The sequence below is a fragment of the Chloracidobacterium validum genome (genome assembly GCF_018304825.1).
GTDB lineage: Bacteria > Acidobacteriota > Blastocatellia > Chloracidobacteriales > Chloracidobacteriaceae > Chloracidobacterium > Chloracidobacterium validum.
In genome coordinates this window covers 2,351,646-2,375,303 of the sequence record NZ_CP072648.1, presented here as the reverse complement: position 1 = coordinate 2,375,303, position 23,658 = coordinate 2,351,646, and the positions used below count along the sequence as shown (strand labels likewise).

The window sequence follows — 23,658 nt, the reverse complement described above, 5'->3', positions numbered from 1 at the left end:
GTTGATGAGTTCATGATTACCCCATGACCAATCACGAACGAACCGTTGTTTGTCTAGCCAGCTATTTCAAGGGCGTTGAGTTCCTGCGTGAGGTCAAGCGGCAGGGATGCCGGGTCGTTTTGGTGACCAAAGAAAAGTTTCGCCATGAAGACTGGCCATTTGAGAGCCTCGACGAGTTTATTCCGCTGCCGAATGACGCTACCCCAGAGCTGTTTGTGTACACGGTCGCGCAGCTTGCGCGCCCGCGTAAGCTGCACACCGTGGTTGCGCTCGAGGAATTTGACGTGCTGACGGCGGCGCTCGTCCGCGAACACTTGCGCTTGCCGGGGATGGGCAGCACCACGGCGCGGCACTTCCGCGACAAACTCGCCATGCGGATCGAGTCAGAACAGGCTGGTGTGCGTGTGCCTGACTTCGTGCATGTGCTCAACTACCAGGACTTGGAAACTTACATGAAGCGCGTGCCGCCGCCGTGGGTGATGAAGCCGCGCACAGATGTTTCAGCGATTGGGATCAAGAAACTCTATGACAGCGAGCAGGTGTGGCGCACGATTGACTATCTCGATGCCCGCGACCGCTTGAGCGAACGTTCGAGCAACTACGTGCTGGAGCGGTTCGTGGCTGGTGATGTGTATCACGTGGATTCACTGGTCGAAAATGGTGAGGTCGTCTTTGCCGGGGTGAATCGTTATGGGCGTCCGCCGATGAGCGTGGCCCACGATGGTGGCGTCTTCACCACCCAGACCGTGCCCTATGATGCGCCAGAGCGGGCGGTTCTGCTTGACATCAATCACAAGCTCATCACCGGACTCAAGATGCGCCGCGGCGCGACCCACGCCGAGTTTATCAAGAGTGCCGAGGATGGTGAGTTTTACTTTTTGGAAATTGCCGGTCGGGTGGGGGGCGCCTACATTGCCGAGGCGCTCGAGGCGGCGAGTGGCATCAACATTTGGGCTGAATGGGCCAAAATCGAGCTGGGGCGCGGGGAAGTTCCTTATACGCTACCACCAACGCGACAGGAATATGGGGGTGTGGCGCTGTGTCTGGCGCGGCAAGAGTATCCTGACACCTCGGCTTTTACCGATCCGGAAATCGTTCACCGGGTCAAGAAACGGTACCACGTTGGGTTGGTCGTGCGCTCAACGAACTATGAGCGGGTCAGTGAGCTGCTGCGTGACTACACTGCACGTTTTGAACGTGATTACTGTGCCGTCGTACCGCCGCTCGAACGTCCTGAGTGAGTTCGGCAGTGCCGGGCCTAAATGTGCCAACGCCAGAAAAACAACTTGCACAGTGGCGACTAATTCTCATAATGTCGTTGTTAGCTTGAGCAACTTTGCTTCGTGGATACGTTCTTGCTGTAGTTTGGATTCCCACCTTGGCCAGGTTCGGCACATAGCTTGGCGTCGCCATCATCCCGGGGTGGTCGTCAGGTGTCTTCTGTGGGCTTGTTGGTTGTGGCCGCAAATTCGGTGGGGAACGTTGCCAAACATCCTGGCGCGTTTGGATAACCTGCCCGAGCGTGGTCTAACGGCACTAACTCCAGAAGCACTTGCTCAGACGGCGCGAGCAGTGGTGCATCGCTTGCCGCGTTTTGGAGTAGGCGAATGTTTGCTTCGCTCGTTGGTAATTTACGCAATGTTACGTTGCCAGCGGCAGGCGGGCGTTGCGTTTGTGTTGGGGGCTGGGTCACTGGATGACGTTGGTCGTCCGGCCCTTCACTGTTGGATTGAGACAAATGGGCAGCCATTGCTTGAAATGGCGAATCCCATCGGTTGCTTCCACGTGCTGCTACGTCACCGGATGCCAACGGCATCCTAGCTTATAACCACTAAAACGCTTTTAGGAGACTTGTCATGAATACGCTTGAAACCAACGTGATCGCGGCGGATGCCGCACCGGCAAAGAAAGTCTTTATTGAACCAGAACTTAGGGAATTCGACCACCTGGAGAAGCAAATCCAGGGATTGCGTGTGCTGGAAGCCTTCACCGCAAGTTTTATCGCGCCGTAAATTGGTTTTCAGTCTTGAATTTGGGCTGGCTGTGGCTACTGCCTGATGCAGCCAGCCCATTTCTTGTTCGGGGGCTGAAGAGTGTCGAGCGCAAGTCTTTCCTTTGGGGTTGCTGGACAATCTGCTCGTCAACTCAGCCTCGTCATTGAAACCTGCCGTTACCTTGGCTTACCTGAGGTCGCCCCGGAAGCTGCAGATATTATTCTGACAGACGACAGACCAAATTTCCCGTCCCACGAAAAAGCCGGGCCGTGGTTGGCTTGGAAGGGGCTGACCGTTCACCGTCAGAATTCCTGTCTGACATTCACTTACGGCGCCTGGCAAGTCGTGATTGACACTGCCCGGCGACTGGTGACACCAATTGCGCTTGCCCCGTCTGGTGATGCGCTGGCGTCGTACGATTGTTACGCTTTCCTACGACTCATTTTATTGTTTTTGCTCCGACGGCTGGGGTGGTTTGAACTGCATGGCGGCGCATGCGTTCACACCGGGCGCGGTTATATTTTCGTGGGCGCTTCGGGAAGCGGGAAGACCAGCGCCGTTCTGGGTTTACTGGAAGCCGGTTGGGACTATGTTTCTGACGACGCCCTACTGGTACGGCAAGTGTTCTCGAATCAGGCGGCTGTGGATGGTGCCGTGTCTGCGCTATATGTCCGGGCCGGGCGGGCACTGTTCTCGGTGACAACGGATGGACTGCGTCGGTTCCCCCATTTGCAGCCGCACGCCGAACGTCGCTTGCAGCACGTTGAGAAGTGGATTGTGGACCCGGCCGCCATTTGGTCCGGTCGCCATGAACCGGTGGCACAGCCAGATTTCCTGTTTTTTTGTCAACTTCGGGATGCCGAAGAGACCCAGCTTCAGCCCCTTCCAATGGCAGATGCGCTGGCCCGCTTGATGGTGAGTACCCCTTGGTTGGCGCTTGATCGGGATACGGCGGAAGCTCACTTGGCGACATATCGCAAGCTGATTGAATCGTGCTATAGCTTTACGTTGCTTATGGGCCGCGATGTGCTGCACTGCCCGTCACAGTTGGCGACCTACTTGGATGCCCAGGAACTCACACAGCTTCACCGTACCTATGCCTGAACCACCTGCCTCCGCTTGCTTCCCCGTCAAACGCTTGACCATAGGACTCACCAACCTGTGCAACCTCGACTGTGACTACTGCCTGCGGGTTGCCGAGACACAGCACTTGGATTTTGATCTGCTGAGTGCTGTTCTGGAGCAGGCGCGTGGCTATGGCGTGACATCCGTGACGTACACCGGTGGTGAGGTCGCGCTTCATCCCCGCTTTCGGGATGTCGTTCACCGCACGGCGGAGCTTGGGTTCTCCTACTCGTTTGTGACCAATGGTTGGCACTTTCCCAAAATTGCGCCATTCCTGGTTGAGACCAAGGCTGCGCTTTTCCGAATTTTCTTCAGTATGGATGGGCCAACCGAAGCCCTGCACGACGCCGTGCGTGGTAAAGGATCGTTCCGCAAAATCATGGCCGCCATGGCCTTGTGCCGACTCCATGGCTTCCCATTTGGCATCAACTTGGTGGTCACGAAACGCAGCGTGTCCAGCATCGAAGCCATGGCTGTTCTAGGGGCCAGGCTTGGCGCTGACATCGTCCAGTTCGCGCATATGTTGCCTACGTCCGAGGAATATGATCAAACGTTATCCCTGACACCAAGTGAGCGGCGGGCGGCAGAGCGCGAGGCCTTGGCGGTGAATGCCATCCTCAACATGCCCGTACAGTTTGCAGCCGGCAGTTCGACGCCAGAGCCAGGAACGCCCTGCGTGTCACTGTCCGGCGAAACCGTCAATCTCGATTGTCGCGGACGCCTTACGCTGTGCTGTACGCTGTCAGACTTCCGTAACAGTGTTGGCGAAGGTGATATTGTGGCGGATATGCGCACCACCTCCTTCCGGGAGGCATGTGAACAAGTTCACCGGCTGGCAGTCGCCCAGCGCGAACGACGGAATGCGGCGCTTGCCGCTGGGCATCCAGACGCCGAATTCCCATGCCACTTCTGTGTGACGACGTTTGACAAAGCAGCCTGGCAGATACCAGGGTTAGTGCAGCTTGGGCGCGCAACAACGACGGTATCAAAGTCGGTTGCTATGAGTGTACAGCCATGACAACCTTTCGCCCGCATCCATCCGTTGTTTCGACTGAAGTTGAAGATGCCATCGTGCTGCTGCACCTTGACACGAAACGCTACTTCACGCTCAACAGCACCGGCGCGGCAATTTGGAAGCACCTCTCACAAGGCAAACCCGAAACTGACATCGTGGCGGCCCTGGCAGCCGAATACGACGCCGACGAGACCCATCTGGCTGCAAGCACCCGGCGGATGCTCGAACAGCTCGAGAAGGCCGCGCTCATCGAGCCGGATCAAGCCAATTCTGCGTGAAAGCCGCGCGTCCACGAACGCGCTGAAAAACAATGCCGACGCGCTATCCCGACCTCATGCCGCACCGCGACAACGGTGTAGCCGCCGAACGCTGGCTGGAGTACCTAATTGCCTGTCTGCCAGAACAAGAAACGATGCTGGCGGAGCGGGCAAGCGTGGTCGAGCACTGGCCGGCGCTACTGCAAAGCGCGCTCCATCACGGGTTGGAGGACTATTTGTTCCGCCGACTGGTCAGGGCTGGCGTCGGCTTGCCAGAGGCCGTGCTCACTCGCTTTCGATTGATCCAAGCCCACAAGGCAGCCTGGACGCTCCAGCTCACGGCGCAAACGGATCGCGTTTTTGACACGCTATCGGCCGTGAACATCCCGGCGGCAATCCTCAAGGGGCCTGTCCTGGGGGAGCGGCTGTATGGCGGCGATGGTCTGCGGTCATCGAGCGACCTGGATGTGCTCATCCCCTACGGACAGGTTCAGCCGGCACTGGCGGCGTTGGCGTCCCTGGGGTATCAAGCCGACGCCACCACGGTGGCCCGCGCCCTGGCCGGCGACCACAACATCGCGCTTGACAACGTGTTGCCGCCGTTGGAACTGCACTTTCACTTGTTTCGTCGTTTTGGGGTGACGCTGCGCGCGGACGACTTCCTCGCGCGCGCCATCCCCTACCAGACCCAACACGGGCAGGTCGTCAGCGTCCTCGCGCCGGAAGACGAGTTTCTGTTTCTGTGCGTTCACGCCGCCGCCCACAGCTTTGCCCGGCTCGCTTGGCTGTTCGACCTGAAACTGTTGCTTCACAAGTACCCCGCTTTTGATTGGGATGGACTGCTGCGGCGCGCGCAGGAATGGCGGGTGACCACATCCGTCATTTTTGCCTGTGAATTGTTACGGCAGCGGTTGGAGGTGGAAACACCGCTGTTGACCAGCCTGACCGCCGGACAGCGCCGGTGGCTCGGCGTCAATCAGCGGCTTTTTGACCGCGCAATGACCCTCTACAACCGGCCGCGCCAGGCCTTTGGGGCGAAGCTCGGCTTCTTTGTTGCATCGAACCTCTATCAATCGAGTCTCCATGACCGCTGGCGCAGCCGTGTGCGCTTTCTCGCGCGGGTGGCACTGCGCACCCTGCAAGGGCGTGGACTATCACCCGGAGAGACCTAGCCGCCACGAAGCCTAGTTGTCATTCCTCCCGCGCCCTCAGTACACTCCGTGTTTTGAGCCTTGACCGAGGTTTGTGTGAGTCATGTGTGAATATCAGTTCAACGAAGTCTTCGATGTGGTCGTGATTGGCGCGGGTCACGCAGGATGTGAAGCCGCTTATGCGGCCGCAAAGCTGGGCTGCCGGACGGCGCTCATTACGCTCAACCTCGACCTCGTTGCTCAAATGTCCTGCAATCCGGCGATTGGCGGTATTGCCAAGGGCCACCTCGTCCGTGAGATGGATGCCCTCGGCGGGTTGATGGGCAAGATGATTGACCGAACCGGCGTTCAATTTCGGCTGCTCAACCGGAGCCGCGGGCCGGCCGTCCAGTCACCACGCGCCCAGGCTGACCGTGCGCTCTATCGAACGGAAATGCGGCGCTTTCTCGAAACCGTCGAAAACCTGCACTTGCGGCAGGGCGAAGTCATTGACTTGATGGTTGAGCAGGAACGCATCCTCGGCGTCGAGATGTGGGACGGCCGCCGACTCGGCGCGACGGCCGTCGTGATCTGTACCGGGACGTTCCTCAACGGCCTCATTCACATCGGTCAGCGCACCTACCAGGCCGGCCGCGCCGGAGAACTGCCATCCATCCTTCTGGCGGAAAGTTTTCGTCGGTTGGGCTTCCGCGTGGGCCGGCTCAAAACCGGAACGCCGCCGCGCGTCCATGCCAAGACCATTGATTGGTCGAAGTGCGAAGAGCAGCCCGGCGATGCCGACCCGACGCCGTTTTCTTTTGGCACCAAAGCCATCACGCGCCGGCAACTGTCCTGCTACATCACCTACACCAACGAAGAAACGCATCGCGTGATTCGTGAAAACCTCGACAAATCACCGATGTACAGCGGCCAGATTCAGTCCGTAGGACCGCGCTACTGCCCATCCATCGAGGATAAAGTCGTCAAGTTTCCCGACAAGAACCGGCATCAGATTTTTCTTGAGCCAGAGGGCTTTGACACGCACGAGGTCTATGTCAACGGGATTTCAACGAGCCTGCCGATTGACGTACAGGAGCGGATGGTGCGCACCATTCCAGGCCTTGAACAGGCGCAACTCATTCGTCCGGGCTACGCGATTGAGTACGACATGGTGGACCCCACCGAACTCAAGCCAACGCTTGAAACCAAGCGCGTGAAGGGATTGTTTCACGCCGGACAGATCAACGGCACGACCGGTTACGAGGAAGCCGGTTGTCAGGGCTTGATAGCCGGCATCAATGCCGCCCGGTTGGCCAAGCGCCTGCCGCCCGTCACACTCGACCGAGCCACGAGTTACATTGGTGTGCTGGTGGACGACCTCACCACCCAGGGTGTGGATGAACCCTACCGGATGTTTACGTCGCGTTCGGAAGTGCGTCTCCTGCTGCGGATTGACAACAGTGACCAACGCCTGACACCGCTTGGCCACACCATTGGGATGGTGAGTGACGACGACTATCGCGCTTTCCAGTCCCGGCAGGCGCGGATTGCTACCTGCCGGATGTTGCTCGATACCGTTGCGATTCCGGCTGACTCGGTTGAGGCAGACGCTTTCGCGGCTGAAACCGGCATCGTCATCAAGGAAAAGCAACGCCTGTCAAGTTTGGCGCGGCGTCCTGAAGTGACCGCCGAGCACTTGGCTGCGGCACTCCGCCGTGCTGGCCAGGCTGACTTTGATGACACCGAACTCAGCGTTGCCGTGAATGACGTGAAGTATGCAGGCTATGTGCGTCACCATGAAGCCACGGCCAAGAAGCTTTCACGGGCGGCCGATGTTACCATCCCAACTGGCTTTGACTTCGCCGGGCTACCGGGGCTGTCGCGGGAAATGGCTGACAAGTTTACCCGGATTCGTCCATCCACGTTGGGGCAGGCGGCGCGCATCCCCGGCGTGACGCCGGCGGCGCTGGCCATTCTGAGCCTGCATCTGGGGAGCGGTAGGCGTTCGGCGGTGGTTGCCTGAACCGTTAGCCCTGAGCCGTTAGCGTTGCCGCCGAAGCCGTTGCCGCAAGGTCCGCAACGCACCGTCAACCTGCGCCATGTCAACTGCTAGGGATGGTCCATAACGAGCCTGATTGTAGGCTTGGGTGATGACCAGTGCCTCGTGAAAGCCGATGGCGTGGGCAAATTCAAGTGGCGTCTGGTGGGCCGCGCGGCGATAGCCCGCCCGCCGAAGTAAGGCTGCCATCTCGTCGTAAAAAAGCACGGCCGACTGGCGTTCATCGTGCCGAAGTCGCCAGCGCATCAATGGAACGAGCCACCCTAGCCACCAGCGCTCGAAGAGCAGGCGCGGTGCCTGGCGAAGACGCCGCCAGAGCAAGTAGCCCCCAAGCAACAGCAACCCAGTCCCGGTTACGACGAGTCCGAGGATGATTTTGCCCTTCAAGTCGTAATACCATCTAAGGTCGTATAGCCAGTCACCACAATAGACGATTAACCAGTTCGCAAAGTACCGACGATAGCCGTCAACGTACTTTTGGACGGCTGTCTGATACTGTGCTGTGGCGCTTCCGGCATCCCGCGCCAGCGCGCGCTGGCGCTGCGCATCGTAGGCGACAACATAATCAATGTAGAACATCCGCAATGCTTCGATGTATCGCCGCGTGGCGGCCAACCAATCGGCCGTGTTGGCGCGTGCCCCGGCTACAGATGGCGTGGGATCAAACTCCACCCAGGTTCCAGTTTGGGGGAAATACACTTCAACCCAGGCGTGGGCGTCTGCCTGTCGGACGATATAGGTTTGGTTGACATGGTTGTATTCACCCAAGTGGTAGCCGCCGGCCAGCCGCGTTGCCAGTCCGAGCGAGCGACACATCAGCGCCATGGCCGAGGCAAAGTACTCGCAGTGACCACGGCGGGTTTCAAACAGAAAATCCACAATCGGGTCTGGCTCGCTCCCGCGTTGGAGATCGAGCGTGTAAACATAGCGGGTCTTGAGATAGGCCTCGATGGCGCGTGCCTGGTCGTAGCCATTGGTTGCCGCGGTTGCCACTTCGCGCGCCAATTGCGTAATCCGTGTGTCAAAGGCCGGTGGCAGTTGCAGGAATGTTTCCCGGGTTCGCGCGTCGTACTGGAGCGGGTCCTGGCGCAAGCGCGCAGCCGGAACTTCACTGAGACTGGTTTCAACCGTGTAACTCAGGCGCGTTCCACGTTCTGCCCGATAAAACGTGCCCACCGCATCGCGTGCCAGTCCACGGATGTTATAGGCAAACCACGGTTCACCACTGTGGAACAACGCGCCGGTCGTCATTGGTTCCACATAAAAAACCTGTGTGGTAAGTGGCCCGGGACGCCGCTCGTCCAGAACATACTTACCTGCTCGCTGTCCAATGGCCATCCGCTGTTGAGCTTCGGGCCGCGTCCACTCGCGTCCATCAAACTGCGTCATGACCATGCCGCGCCAATGCCGGTCGGGCGAGAGTGGACCATCCACACGAACGCGCATGGCTGTCCGCTCGTCAGTTTTGATGCTTCCGACCGAACCGAGTGAAATCGAAAGGTCGGAAAAGCCGGTCATGGCCGTGTCTTCACTGAAGCTTTGCGCCAGAAGACCAGTGTTCCACCGCGGGAGGATGAAAAACATCGGTGTGCTCAAAACGCCAATCAATACCGCCATGGCAAAGGTCATCGCCAGGAGGTAGCGCACCGGACGGCTTTCCTTTCGCGCGCGTTGCCCGTCGTAGGAAAGCGTCACGGCACGGATGACCGGTTGGGCGTTGCGCCGGGTCCGCACGACTTCAAACGCTTGCAGCGCCGCCAGCCCGGTGAGCGTGAAGCCAGCCAGCAAAACTAGAAACAGGGCGTCAATGGTGAGACCCGCCGCCAACAGCATTTCAAACACCGCCAGCAAGTAGAGAAACACCCAGTCGCGGTCGCGCTTGACCTGGAAAAGCTTGAAGATGGAGACAAACAGAACGAAGTGAATGAGCGGCGTAATCCACGAGCCACTGAGGTAACGAAAGTCCAGATAGGCAAAGGGCAAGTAGCCGACGACGCACCAGTTGGCGACCCGTTCACTGATTTGCAGCTTTGAGCCGGGACGGTCGGCAAACCAGCTTGCAACCAGGGCCAGCGCGTAGAGGATGAACGTCACCGTGTCCACCCGCCCGGTGAGCGCCAGCGTCAAGAACCCACCGGCGACCAAGGCGTAGGACGTGGCTTTGAAAAACTTCTCGATGGTCATGGCTTATGGAAATCCGACAGCTTACGAAGCACCAGGAGCACGTCGTCAAGCACGTGTTCGGTTGCCAGATTCTAGGCGTTTATGCCCAGCCTGAACACCTGCATTTCCTTCTCGACATTCCATACCTTTGGAGTGTGGACGCCGATGGCAGCATGGCGCTCGTGCAGGATGAAGAGGCGATTGCCGCGCTTGACATACCAGAAGCCACCCGGGCGGCTTTGCTCGACGAAGCCACCGCGCTGCGTGAGCAGGGTGTGACCGCCAAGGTGAGCCACTTTGTCCACCCCTCGCCAGCCATCGGCATCATTGAAGATGTCACACTTTACACGGTCGGAGACACCACGCACATGCACGTTGTGGGCGACGCCGGCACCATGCCCATTGCCTGGCGTGGAACGGCAATTACGCTCCTCGGCCAACGATGAGCCGGGGATAAATGATCTGGCGCTTGAAGTGTGGACGGGCACCAGTCGCCAGACGCTTAGAGCTGCTTAGACGACCTCAACTCAAACAACTTCAATATGCGTCGTTACCTCATCACCGACCGCCAACAGCTTTTCCATGCCGGTGAAGCCTACGACGAAGCTACGGCCCGACAGCGGCTTGTTAGACTGGCGTGCTTCGCTGCCGCCCAGGGCATTGACTACCTGCAACTCCGCGAAAAGGACCTTTCGGCGCGCGCGTTGACACAGATGGCCGCCGCCATGGTTGCGGCGTTGTCCGGCTCGCGCACAAAACTTCTCGTCAACGACCGTTTGGACGTGGCTTATGCGGCCGGTGCCCACGGCGTCCATCTTACGGCCCGGTCGCTGCCGCCGGCCGTGGTGCGGCGGTGTGTGCCGCCCGGCTTTTTGATTGCCGTTTCAACCCACAACCGGGCTGAGATTGCTGCGGCAGAGGATGCGGCTGACTTTGCTGTATGCGGCCCCGTCTTTCCTTCCGGTAACAAGCCGGTGTTGGGCCTGGAGGCTTTTGCTGCGCTCGCCCGCGAAACGACATTGCCGCTGTTTGCTCTGGGGGGCGTCAATCGTGACAACGCGCCCCTGGTGGCTGCGGCTGGCGCGGCCGGCATTGCCTCCATTCGCGCCTTTACCCAGGCGTTTCTAGAGTCTGAAGCCAAGACCGGCCGTACGGTTGACTGGCAACCTCGGCCGAAGTAAAACTTGGAACTGTAGGCAGCCATACCTGTTCCCAGGTCCGTCAGTTAGGTATTGGTTCTTAACTTCAAAGGGAGGTGCGTCATGCGAACTGCTCTACAAGTGTGGTTATGTAGTATCTTCGTTGTGTGGCCGTTACTTTGCTCAGTCCTCGGTGATGAGCGGCCAACACCGCCACCGCCGGCCGACTCCTTGACCATTGCGCCGGACATCCTACCTGGTTGTCAGGATGCCGATATTTACGTCCACGCTGTTTCACAGACGGCAAATCCTTATGCAGTAAGATTTTTTATTACACGTAATCACACCGGTAACACCATTCTAAACCTGCAGCTAACGTGGTTACTGTTTGACGTTCAAACTGGCAACTTGCTGGAAAGTGGAACTGTCACGCCACGCCGCATCCCAGCCGTGGTGGTTGCCGAACTCAAAAAGTCAAACCTCGCGGAACTGACATCCTTTGTCGGGCGGCTCAACTATGGATTACCGCTTGATACCTTTGAGAACAATTATCGAGGGCAGTCGCGGCTCCTGGTTTTTGCCGTTGAGCGCGCCGAGTTTTCAAACGGCAAGCTGTGGAACCGGGAAATCGCCCCAACGTTGGGCCGAAGCCTAGATAATGAGAACGATCAAGGCAGTAAGAGCGGTTGTCCAAATCAGAATTGCGAGCCGCTGAAGGATGGACTGGGGAATGTGACCGGATTCAGATGTAGTGACTTTGCCAAGGGTTTACGCTGTGAAAATCATGGCACATATTGCACTGTTTACCCGTGTGAAGCAGTCCAGCCGCAAGGCAAAGGGCGCTCTCAGTCCCCAATCGAAGATTGGTGGGTTCTAGCCCCCTAACACCAATGACAAAACCGGGAGCGCGGCGCACAAGGTCCCAGCGCTCCCGGCAGGTGGCAAGTGCGGCGTAACGTGATTCAGTGCTGGCGCAGAATTTCGCGCGCGATGACGAGCCGCTGAATCTCCGATGTGCCTTCCCCAATCGTACACAGCTTGGCGTCGCGCCAGAACTTTTCGGCCGGGTAGTCTTTCGTGTATCCGTAGCCACCGTGAATCTGGATCGCCTCCTCGGCTACCTTGACGGCTACTTCTGAAGCGTACAGCTTCGCCATGGCGGATTCCCGCGTCGTCCGCTTGCCCGCGTCTTTCATCGCTGCCGCCCGCCAAGTCAGCAACCGCGCCGCTTCAATTTGCGTGGCCATGTCGGCCAATTTCCATTGAATGGCCTGAAATTCAGCAATCGGCCGACCGAACGAGTGCCGTTCCTTGGCGTAGCGCACGGCCGACTCATATGCGCCCTGGGCAATGCCAACCGACAGTCCGGCAATGGAAATCCGTCCCCCGTCGAGAATTTTGAGCGCGTCCACGAAGCCTTCATTTTCCTTGCCAAGCAGGTGGTCGGCTGGCACTTTCATATCCACGAAAGCCAGACTGGCCGTATCCGAAGCCCGCATCCCCAGCTTGTTTTCCTTCTTGCCCCGGACGAAGCCTGGTGTGTCAGTCGGTACGATGAACGCCGAAATACCGTGCGTTCCCTTGGAGCGGTCGGTTTTGGCCAGCACGACGCACGTGTCGGCATAACTGGCATGCGTGATGAAATTTTTGTTGCCGTTGAGGATAAAGTGACCGTTTTGCCGCACGGCCGTCGTGGCCAACCCAGCCGCATCACTGCCCGAACCCGGCTCGGTCAGCGCCCACGCGCCCAGCTTCTCACCCCGCGCCAGTGGGATCACAAACGACTCGCGCTGCGCAGGTGTGCCGGCGGTGAAAATATGGTTTGTCCCAAGTGAATTGTGGGCCGCGACACCCAACGCAACAGACGGGTCCACGCGCGCCAACTCTTCAATAATCGTGGCGTATTCGATATAACCCAAACCGGCTCCACCGTACGCTTCGGGAAAGATAATCCCCATCAGCCCCATTTCAGCCAGTTTGGGTTGAAGTTCGACCGGGAATTGTTGTGGCTCATCCCACGCCATCACGTGGGGCGCGATCTCCGCTTCCGCAAACTCGCGGACGGAAAACTTGATTCGGGTTTGTTCTTCCGTGAGGTCAATGTGCATAAGTCCCATGGGCTTGACTCCTTGTTGCCGACGAACGGCGAAAGAAAACGAACGTTTAGCCGAACCGCCTCACCCTGATTCGACTGTATAAAAAAACCTTATTCAACGATAAGCCAAAATATCATCAAGGCCAACCCCGGTTGTGACGTACCACTCCGTCCCATGACGCAGCTTCCCAAGATAGCCACGCGATGGCGCTGGCTGTTGACCATCAGTATTGGCGGCGCGGCCTGGGCGCTTTGCCCAGGCGATTTGGCGGCGAATGCGCGTCCGCTGGCCGGCGTCTTCGCGGCCGTGATTGCCGGCCTTATCGTGCAACCCGCGCCGGGTGGGTTGGTCGTTTTTCTGGGAGTCGTGGCTGCCACCGTCACCGGGGCGCTTGCGCCGAAGTCGGCGCTGGCCGGCTATGGCGATCCAACGGTCTGGCTCGTGCTGGCCGCGTGCCTCATGGCGCGTGCCATGACGCACACCGGTTTGGGAAGACGGCTGGCCTTTTGGTTCATCCGCGTCCTGGGTCGCCGAACATTGGGGCTGGGCTATGCCTTGGTGGCAACCGATGTCGTCCTGGCCGCGGCCATTCCATCGAATGGCGCGCGGGCCGGGGGGGTGCTGTTTCCAATCGTGAAGAGCATTGCTGAGGCCTATGACTCGCACCCCGGTCCAACGGCGCGTCGGTTGGGCGCGTTTTTGGTCGTCATGGTGTATCAGTGCGAAGTGATTGCCTGCGCCATGTTCCTGACCGGCCAGGCCTCAAACGTCCTCATTGCCAGGTTAGCCAAAACCGCTGCCGGTGTGGACTTGACCTATGGTGGATGGTTTGTCGGCGGACTCCTCCCGGCGCTCGTCTCGCTGGCGCTCGTGCCGCCGTTGCTCTATCGCCTATTCCCCCCGGAAATTACCCAGACTCCTGACGCTCCCCGTCTCGCGCAGTCCGAACTGGACCGGCTCGGTCCACTCAGCTCCGCCGAGCAGGTTTTGGCCGGGGTGTTTGCCCTGGTGATTGCCCTGTGGCTGACGCCCGCCATCCCAGGCGTTGCCGGGATGCTGCGCGCCGTCGGTCTGGAAGGGCTGCTCAACTATGCTGTCGTGGCGCTGATTGGCGTTGGGGCGCTCCTCCTGACCGGGGTGCTCACCTGGGAAGATGTGACCGGCGAACGGTTCGCCTGGGATGTCTTCCTCTGGTACGGTGGGCTGGTGCGGTTGGCCGAAGCCCTGGGAGAAACCGGACTCACCGAGCGGTTCGCCCAAGTCGTGGCCGGACAAGCCGCCGGTTGGGCCTGGCCGGTTGCCGGATTGGTTCTCGTCGCTGCCTATTTTTACGCACACTACGCCTTTGCCAGCATCACAGCCCATGCCACGGCGATGTACGTTCCCTTTCTGGTGGTCATGACGGCCGCCGGCGCTCCGCCGCTCCTGTCCGCGTTTGGGCTGGCCTATGCCTCGAATTTGTGCGCTGGACTGACCCACTACGGAACGACCCCCGCGCCGATTTATTTTGCCGCCGGTTATGTCACACAGCGCGCGTGGTGGCGGCTGGGGCTGGCGGCCTCGCTCGTCAACCTAGTGATCTGGCTAACGATTGGTGGGTTGTGGTGGCGGTGGTTAGGTTACTGGTGACCTGCCTGCGATGCGGTCATGTGCCTGCGATGCGGTCATTGACGACCGAATGTCTTGCACTTGTGTATTTTTGGCTTGAAAAACAGTCTGCAACTGAAGGAAAAGGCAGCTTTACACACCGTCGCCTGGCGGCGTGGCGCACTCCCCACCGCGCCTAGACTTCATTTTGGAAGGAGATTGTTTCGTGCAGCCCCAACCTGTTCTTCATCCGACGTATGCCGGTTTGGAGCCGGCGGATTTGATGGCGATGTACCGCACCATGGTGCTGTCGCGCCGTCTCGACGACAAAGAAATTCAGCTCAAGGGCCAAAACAAGGTCTTTTTCCAAATCAGCGGGGCCGGTCACGAAGCGATTTTGGTGGCGGCTGGGCGTGTCCTGCGGCCGGGGTACGACTGGTTCTATGCCTACTACCGTGACCGCGCGCTGTGTTTGGAACTGGGCATGACACCCACCGAAATGCTGCTTTCAGCCGTGGGCGCGGCCGAAGACCCAAACTCCGGCGGACGCCAAATGCCTTCCCACTGGGGGCATAAGGCACTCAATATCGTCTCGAAATCCAGTTGCACTGGAACCCAGTTCCTGCAAGCCGTCGGTTTTGCTGAGGCGCTCTACCGGCAGTCCAGGTTGCAGCTTGACGAAGCAACGCTCGGCCAAGCCTTCCCCGCCGATGCGGTGGTGTACTGTTCGGCGGGTGAAGGAACGACCAGCGAAGGCGAATTCTTTGAATCGCTCAACACGGCCTGCAATCTCAAGCTGCCCGTCGTCTATTTGATTGAAGACAATGGTTATGCGATTTCGGTGCCGGTCGAGGTCCAAACGGCCGGCGGCAGCATTTCGCGCCTGGTGCAGAGTTATCCTGACTTGTTGGTTCTTAAGGTGGACGGCACGGATCTGCTGGCCAGCTACCAAACGATGCGTGCGGCCGTGGCTTACGCCCGCGAGCGACGAGGGCCGGCTCTGGTGCATGCCCACGTCATTCGTCCCTACTCACATTCACTGTCTGATGACGAACGGCTCTACCGCACTCCCCATGAACGTGAAAGCGACGCCCGCCGCGATCCGCTCGTGACCTTTGCGGATTTCCTGCTCCGCGAGGGCATTGCGACCGAGGCCGACTTGGCTGCCCTGCGCGCCGATGTCGAACGTGAAGTCAACGCGGCTACGGATCGAGCACTGACCAGTCCGCAGCCCGCGCCTGAAACCGCCACGCTGCACGTCTATTCACCGGATGTGGACCCAACGTCACCGGCATTTGACACGCCGCGCACCCATTCGGAAGGGACGCCAACCACCATGGTGGACCTCCTCAATGCCTGTCTGCGCGATGAAATGGCCCGCGATCCGCGCATCCTGGTCTTCGGCGAGGACGTGGCCGATGCCAGCCGCGAGGAAAACCTGAAGGAAGTCAAGGGCAAGGGGGGAGTTTTCAAAGTTACCCACAACTTGCAGCGGCTCTACGGCAGCGACCGGGTGTACAACGCTCCGCTTGCCGAGGCCAACATCATCGGACGCGCCATCGGGCTGGCCACGGCCGGTTTCAAGCCGGTCGTCGAGATTCAATTTTTCGATTACATCTGGCCGGCCTACATGCAACTGCGCAATGAACTGGCCCTGCTGCGCTGGCGCTCGAATGGAGCCTTCAAGTGTCCGGTGGTGGTGCGTGTCCCGATTGGGGGCTATCTCAAGGGGGGGGCGGTCTATCACAGCCAGTCCGGTGAAACCCTGTTCACCCATATTCCCGGATTGCGCGTTGTTTTCCCGTCAACGGCTGAGGATGCCAACGGCTTGTTGCGAACGGCCATTCGGGCTGATGACCCGGTGATGTTTCTGGAACACAAGCATTTATACCGCCAGGCCTATAACAAGGGCGTGTACCCGGGGCCGGATTACATGATTCCGTTTGGCAAGGCCAACGTCGTACGGGAAGGCGAGGACTTGACCGTCATTACCTACGGGGCGCTCGTGCAGCAGTCACTCGTTGCCGCCAAGGAGGTGGAGCGCAGCCACGACATTTCAGTTGAAGTCATTGATTTACGAACCCTTGCGCCCTACGACTGGGAGACCATCGTCACTTCGGTCAAAAAGACCAACCGGGTTATCGTGGCGCATGAGGAGTCGCTCTCCTGGGGCTATGGCGCGGAAATTGCCGCGCGGATTGGCGAAGAGCTGTTTGACGACCTGGATGCGCCGGTGCGGCGGATTGGCGCGTTGGATACCTTTGTGGCCTACGCGCCACAGGTTGAAGATTACATTTTGCCGCAAATCCCTGACCTAGTTGGCGCGATGGTTGCGCTGGCCGAGTACTGAGCCATGTCCCGTGTCTTTGAAGTGATCCCGGCTATTGATTTGCGCCAGGGCAAATGCGTCCGGTTGCGCCAGGGCGAGAAGGCCAGCGCCACCGTTTACGCCGACGATCCACTCGCCGTGGCGCAACAGTGGCGCGACCAAGGCGCGCGGTGGCTCCACGTTGTCAACTTAGACGGCGCTTTCGATGACGGAGACGCCGAAAACCTGCACGCCACGGCTGCCATCGCACGTAGTGTGGGCATTCCGGTTCAGTTTGGTGGCGGCGTCCGATCCCTTGCCGCCGCTGAATGGCTGTTTGAGTTGGGCGTGCAACGCATCATTCTAGGGACGGTCGCCGTGGAGCAACCGGCGCTGCTGGATGATTTCTTGGGGCGCTACGGGTCGGCTGCCATTGTGGTTGGGATAGATGCCCGCCACAACCAGGTTGTGACCCATGGCTGGCAAACCGATAGCCGTCGCTCACCGCTGGCGTTGGCTCAGCAAGTCAAGGCGCAAGGGGTGGAACGGATTATCTACACCGATGTCGCCCGTGACGGCATGCTCATTGGGGTTAATGTTACTGCCACGGCTGAGTTGGCCCGGCTCACTGACTTACACATCATCGCTTCCGGGGGCGTCGCCGAGCTTTCGGATATTCGCGCCCTGGCGGCAACTGGCGTCATCGAAGGGTGTATTGTCGGCAAGGCGCTCTATGAACAGCGTTTCACCCTGAGCGCAGCGTTACAGTTGGCATCGAGAGGGATTTTAGAAAAATAAAATGTTTTTTATTGACAAAAATCGCGACCTAGTGCATGCTCCCACTCGCCATGACAACGGTCGCCACACTCCTCAAAGAACACCTCAAAGAACATCGGAATGACATCATTTGCTTGCTCAAGCAGCACGGCGAAATGACGAGTGAAGCCTTGGCCGAGGCGCTTGGACTGACGCGGGTCAGTGTCCGTCGTCATCTGGAAATCCTGGAGCGACAAGGGTATGTTGCCTATCGCGTCGTCACTTGCGGGCGGGGGCGGCCGGGTCATCACTACTCTCTGACGCCACAAGCGGCACAGCTTTTCCCTAACAGCTATGACGCCTTGGCCTGTGAGCTGTTGCAGACGACACGCCAGTGTTTTGGGCAGGAAGGCGTCCTGCGGGTGATCAGCGCGCGGGCCGAGCAGGTGTTGCGTCACCTTGCGCCGCAGCTTGAGCCACTCAATTTTTCCGCACGTGTAGCAAAACTCGCAGAGTTTCTGGTCGAGCGGGGTTACCTTGCTGACTATGAAGCTCTCCCCGATGGTTCGTTTCGGCTCATTGAGCGCAATTGTCCGACGCTCAACGTTGCCAAAGTTTTCTCTGAGTTGTGCGCGCAGGAGCGCCAACTTTACGAAGCCCTCTTAGGCGGCAAGGTCGTCCGTGAACAGCGGATTGCCGATGGTGATGGCGCGTGCGCGTACCGGGTCTTCCCACCTTTGATGGAGTCGCCCCGGGCTAGTTTTCAGAGGGAGTGCTCGTGATGCGAATTCTTGAACAGCAAATTCTCGATGCACTGCGCGCCGTCCAAGACCCCGATCTACATCGGGATGTCGTCTCACTGGGCATGATTCGGGATGTCGAGATTGACAATGGCGCGGTTGCGTTTCGCTTCGTCCTGACGACACCGGCCTGCCCGGTCAAGGAGCAGCTCGAACATCAGGCACGGGAAGTCGTTGCGGCTATCCCCGGCGTCAAACAGGTGACCGTCAAGATGGAAGCCCAGGTTCCGCAGGGACGGGGCGTCCCAGAAAAGTCGGGTATCCCCGGCGTTCGCAACATCATCGCGGTCAGCTCCGGCAAGGGTGGGGTTGGGAAATCCACCGTGGCGGTCAATCTTGCGGTGGCACTTGGCCAGACCGGCGCGCGCGTTGGGCTGCTTGACACCGATGTGTACGGTCCGAACGTACCCATCATGATGGGCGTCATCGAGGAGCCGCGGGTGCGCGGCAACAAAATCATCCCCCGCGAGGCGCACGGCGTAAAGTTTATGTCCATTGGGCTTATCAACCGGGGTGATAAGCCGGTCATCATGCGTGGGCCGATGCTGCATGGCGTTGTCCAGCAGTTTCTACGCGATGTCGAGTGGGGAGAATTGGACTACTTGGTGGTGGATATGCCGCCTGGTACGGGTGACGTCCAGCTTTCCCTCGCGCAGCTTGTGCCCGTTTCCGGGGCCGTCCTCGTGACAACACCACAGGAAGTTGCCCTGGCCGACGTGCGCAAAGCGTTCAACATGTTCAAGCAAGTCGGCGTTCCGATCTTTGGCATTGTTGAAAACATGAGCTACTTCACGCATCCCAACATCCCAGAGCCAATTTACATCTTTGGGAAAGGTGGCGGCGAGGTGATGGCCAAACAGTTTGAAACGACTTTTCTCGGCGAAATTCCCTTGAGCATCGAAGTCCGGGAAGGCGGCGACAGTGGCGTGCCGGTCGTCGTTGGCTACCCCCAGAGCACGCAAGCCAGAGCCTTTCAATCCATTGCCGAACGATTGGCCGCACAGGTTTCCGTCGCGGCAATGGCCTCCCCTGAACTTCCTGAACTGAACCTTGGAGGGTAAGACAATGGGTCACGTCATTATTTCTGAAGAAAACCGCTTCTCCACATTTGTCAAGAGCAAGAAGTCCGAAGGTTACCGTGACTTGGAGCGCTGGCAGCGGTGGTTTGCCGAGCGCGGAATTCCATCCATCATCGCCAGCACAGCCAGCGGCTATGCGCTGTACCGCAACGGGTTGATTCAGGTGGACATCCACGACGACAGTCCGGCGCGGGTCGCTGCCTAGACCGACATCACAATCTCCACACCATGGGGAAGAAGCCTCCCTCCCAGTTGGGAGAGAGGCTTCCGACTCACAGCGCGTTGTGATCGAGGCGGGTTGACGGATTTCGTTTCGGGCAGGAAACGAAACTATTGGGTTTTTGCATCCCCAAGCCCTGCCGTCACAGGGCATATGAACTAACGAAGTTATACACCCGTTGGTTTCAACTGGCAACTAGGTTTCGACGTTTTTGCGCCGGTGTGTCCGAAAGTTCCACCTCTCATCATCTTTGGACACCGGGGCGCCGCCGGGACATCGCCGGAAAACACGCATGCCGCCTTCCAGCAAGCCTTTGCGGACGGGGCGCATGGTATCGAACTCGATGTGCAATGCTGCGCTTCGGGCGAAGTGGTCGTCATCCATGATGAAACCATTGATCGGACATCAACCGGTGTGGGGCGCGTTGCCGAGCTTTCCCTAAACGACTTGCGCGCCTTTGACTTTGGTCAGTGGTACGACGCCCGCTTTGCGGGCGAGGGCATTCCAACCCTCGAGGAAGTCTTCGCGCAGCTTCCCACTGATAAGGTTATCAATGTTGAAATCAAGAATGACCACTTCAGTAGTCGTGGTGAAGAACGCGCCGTGGCGCGACTCATTGCGCGGTTTGATTTACACGAACGCTGCCTGGTGTCGTCGTTCAATCCGCTCGTCCTGTGGCGCGTTCAACAATGCGACGCGCGCATCGCGCTAGCCTATCTGTATCGTCCGCAATCGCCGTGGTATCTACGTGGGCTTCCGGTCACACGCTTGCTTCGTCTCCGTGCCCTGCATCCCCACCACAGTTTGGTGACGGCCGCGCGCGTTGCTCTGGCGCATCGTTTAGGACTTCAAGTCAACACCTGGACAGTCAACGACCTAAACGATGTTGAGCGCGTTGTGGCCTGCGGCGTGGATGGTATCGTGACCGACTACCCCTCTCGTCTAGCGCGGTGGCACGCTTCTCGGCCGTCTTCGTCAGGGCAGGGTGAATGAAAAAAAGTTTGTAACGGCGCGTCGTTCGCCTTGCGGCGCGCGCCCTAGTGGACGGCTGACGGCCAGCACGAGGTCGTCACCGGGACGCAGGGCGGCCAACGCGCCCAGGAAATCGTCTGCCGTACGAACCGGCCGGCGGTTTACGGCGGTGATGAGCATGCCTTCCTGCAAACCGTTTTCCGCCGCCAGCCCAACCGGGCTGACTTCCGTGATGAGCGCCCCAGCCTGCCCGGTATAGATGTCCTTGACACCAAGTTGCATGAGCTTGAGCGGTGAGGCATCGCTGACATTCAGCCCTAACCGGCGGAGCGTGGTTTCTGGCTCTTCAGGCGACGCATCACTGGACGGCCCCCCGCGCCGCTCAAAGCGCGGACGCATGGTCTGAATGGCAGATGACGTTCGCTCTTCAGTGCGGAGCGTGACGGCGGCTGGCTTGCCATTGCGGAAGTACCGGACTTCGACAGTTGTGTCGCCAGGCGTCGCCGCCAGTTCACGAATGAGGTCGCGCTCGCTCGTGATGCGCCGGTTGGCGTATGCGACGACGACATCGCCGCTCCGCAACCCTGCGGCATAGGCAGCGCCGCCTTCCTCGACATACTGGATAAGCGCGCCCTGTTCATCCGGCAGTCCATAAATCCGCGCAAACTGGGGCGTGACGCGGTCCACTTGCACGCCAAGCAAGCTGCGTGAAACTTGGCCGCGCTCAATCAGTTGCCGGGCAACCTCGCGGACAGTGATGGACGGAAGGGCAAATCCAATCCCGCTGTAGCTTCCATCCCGTGAGGCAATCTGGGTGTTGACGCCAATGACTTCACCGGCCAGGTTGAGCAGTGGCCCGCCGGAGTTGCCGAAATTGATGGCGGCGTCTGTTTGGAGAAACTGTTGAAGGTTATTTCGGCGGTCGGTCACGCGATCCTTGGCGCTGATGACGCCGGTTGTCACGGTTTGGTCGAGTCCGAACGGACTCCCAATCGCCACCACCCACTCACCGACGCGCAGGGCGTCAGAATCACCAAACGCCAGGGGTGGAACGCTAATCCGACCCACCAGCTTCAAAACGGCCAAGTCGGTTTCAGCATCGCCAGCGACGAACCGGGCTGGGAGTTGCGTGCCGTCTGCCAGGCGAACCGTGAGCCGAGCAGCATTTTGCACAACGTGCAGGTTTGTCACGACATGGCCATCGCGGTCAATGACGAAACCTGAACCGGTCGCGCCGCCCATACCGCGCGCTAGGCTTGGACCGGCGGCGCGGATATTGACCACAGAAGGTCGCGCATTTTGGGCAACCTGACTGAACGCGAGACTAAGGGCGTCAGTGGTGGGATTTGGCGTTGCTTGGGAAATGGTGAGGTGCTGTCCCCAAAAAACGCCTAGCCCAACCGCGCCTGCCAATGCCAGTCCCAACCCGGTCCAACGCGCGCTTCGTTCCCTTGGTGTCATGCCACTTGCCCTCCATTGCCCTTCAGAAAGTCGGCGGTGACGGCCGTCAGGGGTTCAAGGTCAATGATTCAAACCAGACTTGCATCCCAACGACTTGGCACCGCATGGTGCGGCGTCAGATTTCTCTCATGCAAGCGAGAACGACACAGATGGGCATTATTCAGACGAGTCACATACATTTCGATGCGTTTGCGGGCGCGAGTGGCGACATGATCATCGGCGCGCTCCTCGATGCCGGCGCTTCTTTTGAGCAGCTCCAGGCTGACTTGGCAACGCTTCGGCTGGAGGGCTATACGCTTTCGCTTCAGCGTGTCAAACGAGCAGCGATTGACTGTGCCAAGTTTGACGTGACGGTGACCGCCGCCCAGCCTCCATCCCACGCGCCCCACCACGATCACCGTCACGATCACCACGGGCGTGGTTTCCGGGAAATTGCGACGATCCTTGAGTCCGCGGACTTGAGTGCGCGCGTCAAGGACCGAGCCAAGGCCGTCTTTTGGCGGTTGGCCGAAGTCGAGGGACGGGTTCACGGCATTCCACCGGAAGCTGTTCACTTTCACGAAGTTGGGGCGGTGGATGCCATTGTGGACATCGTGGGCGCCTGTCTCTGCTTTGAGCAGCTTGGCGTCGAACACTTCACGTCTGCCCCCTTGCGCACCGGTTTTGGGCTGATTGCTTGCGCGCACGGACAGTACCCCATTCCCGCGCCCGGCACGGCTGAACTGCTCAAAGGTGTTCCTTGGTATGCGGGCGACATCGAAGGGGAGTTCACGACGCCGACCGGCGCAGCCATCATCACGACCTTATGTCAACACTACACGCCTGCGCCCACGTTTACCGTCACCCATATCGGCTATGGGGCCGGCACACGCGACACGCACCATCTGCCAAATGCTCTGCGGGTTTTTCTGGGCGGAGCGGCATCCGCGGCGGGCGAAGCCCAACAAGTCATCTCAATGCTCGAAGCCAATCTGGACGACCAATCACCCCAGCAACTTGGTTATGTCATGGAACAGCTTTTGGCGGCCGGTGCGCTCGATGTTTTCTTTACACCCATCCACATGAAAAAAAACCGACCGGCCGTGCTGCTGACCGTGCTGAGTCGTCCCGAAGATGAGTCACGGTTGGCAGAAATCATCTTTCGGGAAACAACGACCCTGGGGATTCGGACGCGCCAGACGGCGCGTTACACGCTTCCCCGCCGCCAAGTTCAGGTGACGACAGCCGTTGGCCAGGTCCGGGTCAAGGTCGCCACCCTGGCGGATGGTACAGAGAAAATCAGCCCAGAGTATGAGGACTGCCGCCACTTAGCCGAGGCCACTGGGCAACCGCTCTGGCAGATCTACGCGGCTGCAAGTGAAGCGTACGAAAAGCAACGAACGGTAAATGCAGAATAAGCACGTCTCCTGATACTCACGCTGACCGGGGCTGGTCGCCAACCAGGGTCGTATGGTGGCTGTCACTCCCGCTGTCCCTGCATGAGGTCAACGTTTTAAA

Annotated in this window: 22 protein-coding genes; 19 read left to right on the top strand and 3 right to left on the bottom strand. The window is 59.2% G+C overall.

Features of this window, described 5'->3' with window-relative positions; translation table 11 throughout:
- Window positions 1-23 precede the first annotated feature (23 nt).
- From J8C06_RS09970 to mnmG, 8 genes are all read left to right on the top strand, one after another.
- Window positions 24-1,241: an ATP-grasp domain-containing protein gene (locus tag J8C06_RS09970; protein ID WP_211428550.1), complete on the top strand. Its 1,218-nt coding sequence runs from the start codon at window positions 24-26 to the stop codon at window positions 1,239-1,241.
- Window positions 1,150-1,821 carry a lasso peptide biosynthesis protein gene (locus tag J8C06_RS15450; protein WP_407064902.1) on the top strand — a complete coding sequence of 224 codons (672 nt, stop codon included), beginning with the start codon at window positions 1,150-1,152 and terminating at the stop codon, window positions 1,819-1,821. The genes J8C06_RS09970 and J8C06_RS15450 overlap by 92 nt, the downstream gene beginning before the upstream one ends.
- 35 nt (window positions 1,822-1,856) lie before the next feature.
- Window positions 1,857-2,012 carry a hypothetical protein gene (locus tag J8C06_RS09960; RefSeq protein ID WP_211428548.1) on the top strand — a complete coding sequence of 52 codons (156 nt, stop codon included), beginning with the start codon at window positions 1,857-1,859 and terminating at the stop codon, window positions 2,010-2,012.
- 81 nt (window positions 2,013-2,093) lie between these two features.
- Window positions 2,094-3,098 (top strand): hypothetical protein, encoded by a 1,005-nt coding sequence (locus J8C06_RS09955; protein WP_211428547.1) that lies wholly within the window; start codon window positions 2,094-2,096, stop codon window positions 3,096-3,098.
- Window positions 3,091-4,137, top strand: a complete 1,047-nt coding sequence (locus J8C06_RS09950) for a radical SAM protein (RefSeq protein WP_211428546.1) — start codon at window positions 3,091-3,093, stop codon at window positions 4,135-4,137. Before J8C06_RS09955 ends, J8C06_RS09950 begins: the two co-directional genes overlap by 8 nt.
- Entirely contained in the window at window positions 4,134-4,412 is a 279-nt protein-coding gene (locus J8C06_RS09945) for a PqqD family protein (protein WP_211428545.1), read from the top strand. The genes J8C06_RS09950 and J8C06_RS09945 overlap by 4 nt, the downstream gene beginning before the upstream one ends.
- Window positions 4,413-4,444: 32 nt before the next feature.
- Window positions 4,445-5,563 (top strand): nucleotidyltransferase domain-containing protein, encoded by a 1,119-nt coding sequence (locus J8C06_RS09940; protein ID WP_211428544.1) that lies wholly within the window; start codon window positions 4,445-4,447, stop codon window positions 5,561-5,563.
- An 82-nt stretch (window positions 5,564-5,645) separates the two neighbouring features.
- A complete protein-coding gene (gene mnmG / locus J8C06_RS09935; protein ID WP_211428543.1) occupies window positions 5,646-7,544 on the top strand; it encodes a tRNA uridine-5-carboxymethylaminomethyl(34) synthesis enzyme MnmG in 1,899 nt (632 codons plus the stop codon).
- A gap of 18 nt (window positions 7,545-7,562) precedes the next feature.
- On the opposite strand, the gene J8C06_RS09930 is transcribed toward mnmG, so the two are convergent.
- The gene (locus tag J8C06_RS09930; protein ID WP_211428542.1) at window positions 7,563-9,764 is read right to left on the bottom strand and encodes a transglutaminase TgpA family protein; all 2,202 of its coding nucleotides are present in this window, start codon (window positions 9,762-9,764) and stop codon (window positions 7,563-7,565) included.
- Window positions 9,765-9,769: 5 nt separating this feature from the next.
- Between J8C06_RS09930 and J8C06_RS09925 the strand changes: the two genes are divergently transcribed.
- The 3 genes from J8C06_RS09925 to J8C06_RS09915 all read left to right on the top strand — a co-directional run bounded on the left by J8C06_RS09925 (window position 9,770) and on the right by J8C06_RS09915 (window position 11,767).
- Entirely contained in the window at window positions 9,770-10,189 is a 420-nt protein-coding gene (locus tag J8C06_RS09925; protein ID WP_211428541.1) for a hypothetical protein, read from the top strand.
- Between the two features lie 96 nt (window positions 10,190-10,285).
- A complete protein-coding gene (locus J8C06_RS09920; protein WP_211428540.1) occupies window positions 10,286-10,924 on the top strand; it encodes a thiamine phosphate synthase in 639 nt (212 codons plus the stop codon).
- Between the two features lie 81 nt (window positions 10,925-11,005).
- The gene (locus tag J8C06_RS09915) at window positions 11,006-11,767 is read left to right on the top strand and encodes a hypothetical protein (protein WP_211428539.1); all 762 of its coding nucleotides are present in this window, start codon (window positions 11,006-11,008) and stop codon (window positions 11,765-11,767) included.
- Window positions 11,768-11,844: 77 nt separating this feature from the next.
- Here the strand turns inward: J8C06_RS09915 and J8C06_RS09910 are convergent, their stop codons facing one another.
- Window positions 11,845-12,999 carry an acyl-CoA dehydrogenase family protein gene (locus tag J8C06_RS09910; RefSeq protein WP_455423699.1) on the bottom strand — a complete coding sequence of 385 codons (1,155 nt, stop codon included), beginning with the start codon at window positions 12,997-12,999 and terminating at the stop codon, window positions 11,845-11,847.
- Window positions 13,000-13,152: 153 nt separating this feature from the next.
- Here J8C06_RS09910 and J8C06_RS09905 point away from each other — a divergent pair, with 153 nt between their 5' ends.
- From J8C06_RS09905 to J8C06_RS09875, 7 genes are all read left to right on the top strand, one after another.
- A complete protein-coding gene (locus tag J8C06_RS09905) occupies window positions 13,153-14,607 on the top strand; it encodes a DASS family sodium-coupled anion symporter (RefSeq protein WP_211428538.1) in 1,455 nt (484 codons plus the stop codon).
- Window positions 14,608-14,848: 241 nt separating this feature from the next.
- Window positions 14,849-16,915: an alpha-ketoacid dehydrogenase subunit alpha/beta gene (locus J8C06_RS09900; RefSeq protein WP_246602108.1), complete on the top strand. Its 2,067-nt coding sequence runs from the start codon at window positions 14,849-14,851 to the stop codon at window positions 16,913-16,915.
- A 3-nt stretch (window positions 16,916-16,918) separates the two neighbouring features.
- Complete coding sequence (gene hisA, locus J8C06_RS09895) at window positions 16,919-17,671, top strand: 1-(5-phosphoribosyl)-5-[(5-phosphoribosylamino)methylideneamino]imidazole-4-carboxamide isomerase (RefSeq protein ID WP_211428536.1); 753 nt, start codon at window positions 16,919-16,921, stop codon at window positions 17,669-17,671.
- A 50-nt stretch (window positions 17,672-17,721) separates the two neighbouring features.
- Window positions 17,722-18,411, top strand: a complete 690-nt coding sequence (locus tag J8C06_RS09890) for a helix-turn-helix transcriptional regulator (protein WP_211428535.1) — start codon at window positions 17,722-17,724, stop codon at window positions 18,409-18,411.
- Complete coding sequence (locus J8C06_RS09885) at window positions 18,411-19,490, top strand: Mrp/NBP35 family ATP-binding protein (protein ID WP_211428534.1); 1,080 nt, start codon at window positions 18,411-18,413, stop codon at window positions 19,488-19,490. Before J8C06_RS09890 ends, J8C06_RS09885 begins: the two co-directional genes overlap by 1 nt.
- A gap of 4 nt (window positions 19,491-19,494) precedes the next feature.
- Window positions 19,495-19,713, top strand: coding sequence for a hypothetical protein (locus J8C06_RS09880; protein ID WP_211428533.1), 219 nt, complete (start codon window positions 19,495-19,497; stop codon window positions 19,711-19,713).
- Between the two features lie 234 nt (window positions 19,714-19,947).
- Window positions 19,948-20,721 (top strand): glycerophosphodiester phosphodiesterase, encoded by a 774-nt coding sequence (locus J8C06_RS09875; RefSeq protein ID WP_211428532.1) that lies wholly within the window; start codon window positions 19,948-19,950, stop codon window positions 20,719-20,721.
- Here J8C06_RS09875 and J8C06_RS09870 read toward each other — a convergent pair.
- A complete protein-coding gene (locus J8C06_RS09870; protein ID WP_211428531.1) occupies window positions 20,704-22,161 on the bottom strand; it encodes a trypsin-like peptidase domain-containing protein in 1,458 nt (485 codons plus the stop codon). The two genes, J8C06_RS09875 and J8C06_RS09870, sit on opposite strands and share 18 nt — an antisense overlap.
- A 128-nt stretch (window positions 22,162-22,289) precedes the next feature.
- Here J8C06_RS09870 and larC point away from each other — a divergent pair, with 128 nt between their 5' ends.
- Window positions 22,290-23,558 (top strand): nickel pincer cofactor biosynthesis protein LarC, encoded by a 1,269-nt coding sequence (larC, locus tag J8C06_RS09865; RefSeq protein ID WP_211428530.1) that lies wholly within the window; start codon window positions 22,290-22,292, stop codon window positions 23,556-23,558.
- The last annotated feature ends 100 nt before the right edge of the window (window positions 23,559-23,658 follow it).

What these genes read in the sequence shown, in the direction of transcription:
- hisA (WP_211428536.1), top strand. Translation starts at nt 16,919, where the DNA reads ATGTCCCGTGTCTTTGAAGTGATCCCGGCTATTGATTTGCGCCAGGGC.
- J8C06_RS09885 (WP_211428534.1), top strand. Translation starts at nt 18,411, where the DNA reads ATGCGAATTCTTGAACAGCAAATTCTCGATGCACTGCGCGCCGTCCAA.
- larC (WP_211428530.1), top strand. Translation starts at nt 22,290, where the DNA reads ATGCAAGCGAGAACGACACAGATGGGCATTATTCAGACGAGTCACATA.
- J8C06_RS09925 (WP_211428541.1), top strand. Translation starts at nt 9,770, where the DNA reads ATGGAAATCCGACAGCTTACGAAGCACCAGGAGCACGTCGTCAAGCAC.
- J8C06_RS09945 (WP_211428545.1), top strand. Translation starts at nt 4,134, where the DNA reads ATGACAACCTTTCGCCCGCATCCATCCGTTGTTTCGACTGAAGTTGAA.
- J8C06_RS09890 (WP_211428535.1), top strand. Translation starts at nt 17,722, where the DNA reads ATGACAACGGTCGCCACACTCCTCAAAGAACACCTCAAAGAACATCGG.
- J8C06_RS09950 (WP_211428546.1), top strand. Translation starts at nt 3,091, where the DNA reads ATGCCTGAACCACCTGCCTCCGCTTGCTTCCCCGTCAAACGCTTGACC.
- J8C06_RS09960 (WP_211428548.1), top strand. Translation starts at nt 1,857, where the DNA reads ATGAATACGCTTGAAACCAACGTGATCGCGGCGGATGCCGCACCGGCA.
- J8C06_RS09910 (WP_455423699.1), bottom strand. Translation starts at nt 12,999, where the DNA reads ATGGGACTTATGCACATTGACCTCACGGAAGAACAAACCCGAATCAAG.
- J8C06_RS09905 (WP_211428538.1), top strand. Translation starts at nt 13,153, where the DNA reads ATGACGCAGCTTCCCAAGATAGCCACGCGATGGCGCTGGCTGTTGACC.
- J8C06_RS09930 (WP_211428542.1), bottom strand. Translation starts at nt 9,764, where the DNA reads ATGACCATCGAGAAGTTTTTCAAAGCCACGTCCTACGCCTTGGTCGCC.
- J8C06_RS09970 (WP_211428550.1), top strand. Translation starts at nt 24, where the DNA reads ATGACCAATCACGAACGAACCGTTGTTTGTCTAGCCAGCTATTTCAAG.
- J8C06_RS09900 (WP_246602108.1), top strand. Translation starts at nt 14,849, where the DNA reads ATGGCGATGTACCGCACCATGGTGCTGTCGCGCCGTCTCGACGACAAA.
- J8C06_RS09915 (WP_211428539.1), top strand. Translation starts at nt 11,006, where the DNA reads ATGCGAACTGCTCTACAAGTGTGGTTATGTAGTATCTTCGTTGTGTGG.
- J8C06_RS09870 (WP_211428531.1), bottom strand. Translation starts at nt 22,161, where the DNA reads ATGACACCAAGGGAACGAAGCGCGCGTTGGACCGGGTTGGGACTGGCA.
- J8C06_RS15450 (WP_407064902.1), top strand. Translation starts at nt 1,150, where the DNA reads ATGAGCGGGTCAGTGAGCTGCTGCGTGACTACACTGCACGTTTTGAAC.
- J8C06_RS09940 (WP_211428544.1), top strand. Translation starts at nt 4,445, where the DNA reads ATGCCGACGCGCTATCCCGACCTCATGCCGCACCGCGACAACGGTGTA.
- mnmG (WP_211428543.1), top strand. Translation starts at nt 5,646, where the DNA reads ATGTGTGAATATCAGTTCAACGAAGTCTTCGATGTGGTCGTGATTGGC.
- J8C06_RS09920 (WP_211428540.1), top strand. Translation starts at nt 10,286, where the DNA reads ATGCGTCGTTACCTCATCACCGACCGCCAACAGCTTTTCCATGCCGGT.
- J8C06_RS09880 (WP_211428533.1), top strand. Translation starts at nt 19,495, where the DNA reads ATGGGTCACGTCATTATTTCTGAAGAAAACCGCTTCTCCACATTTGTC.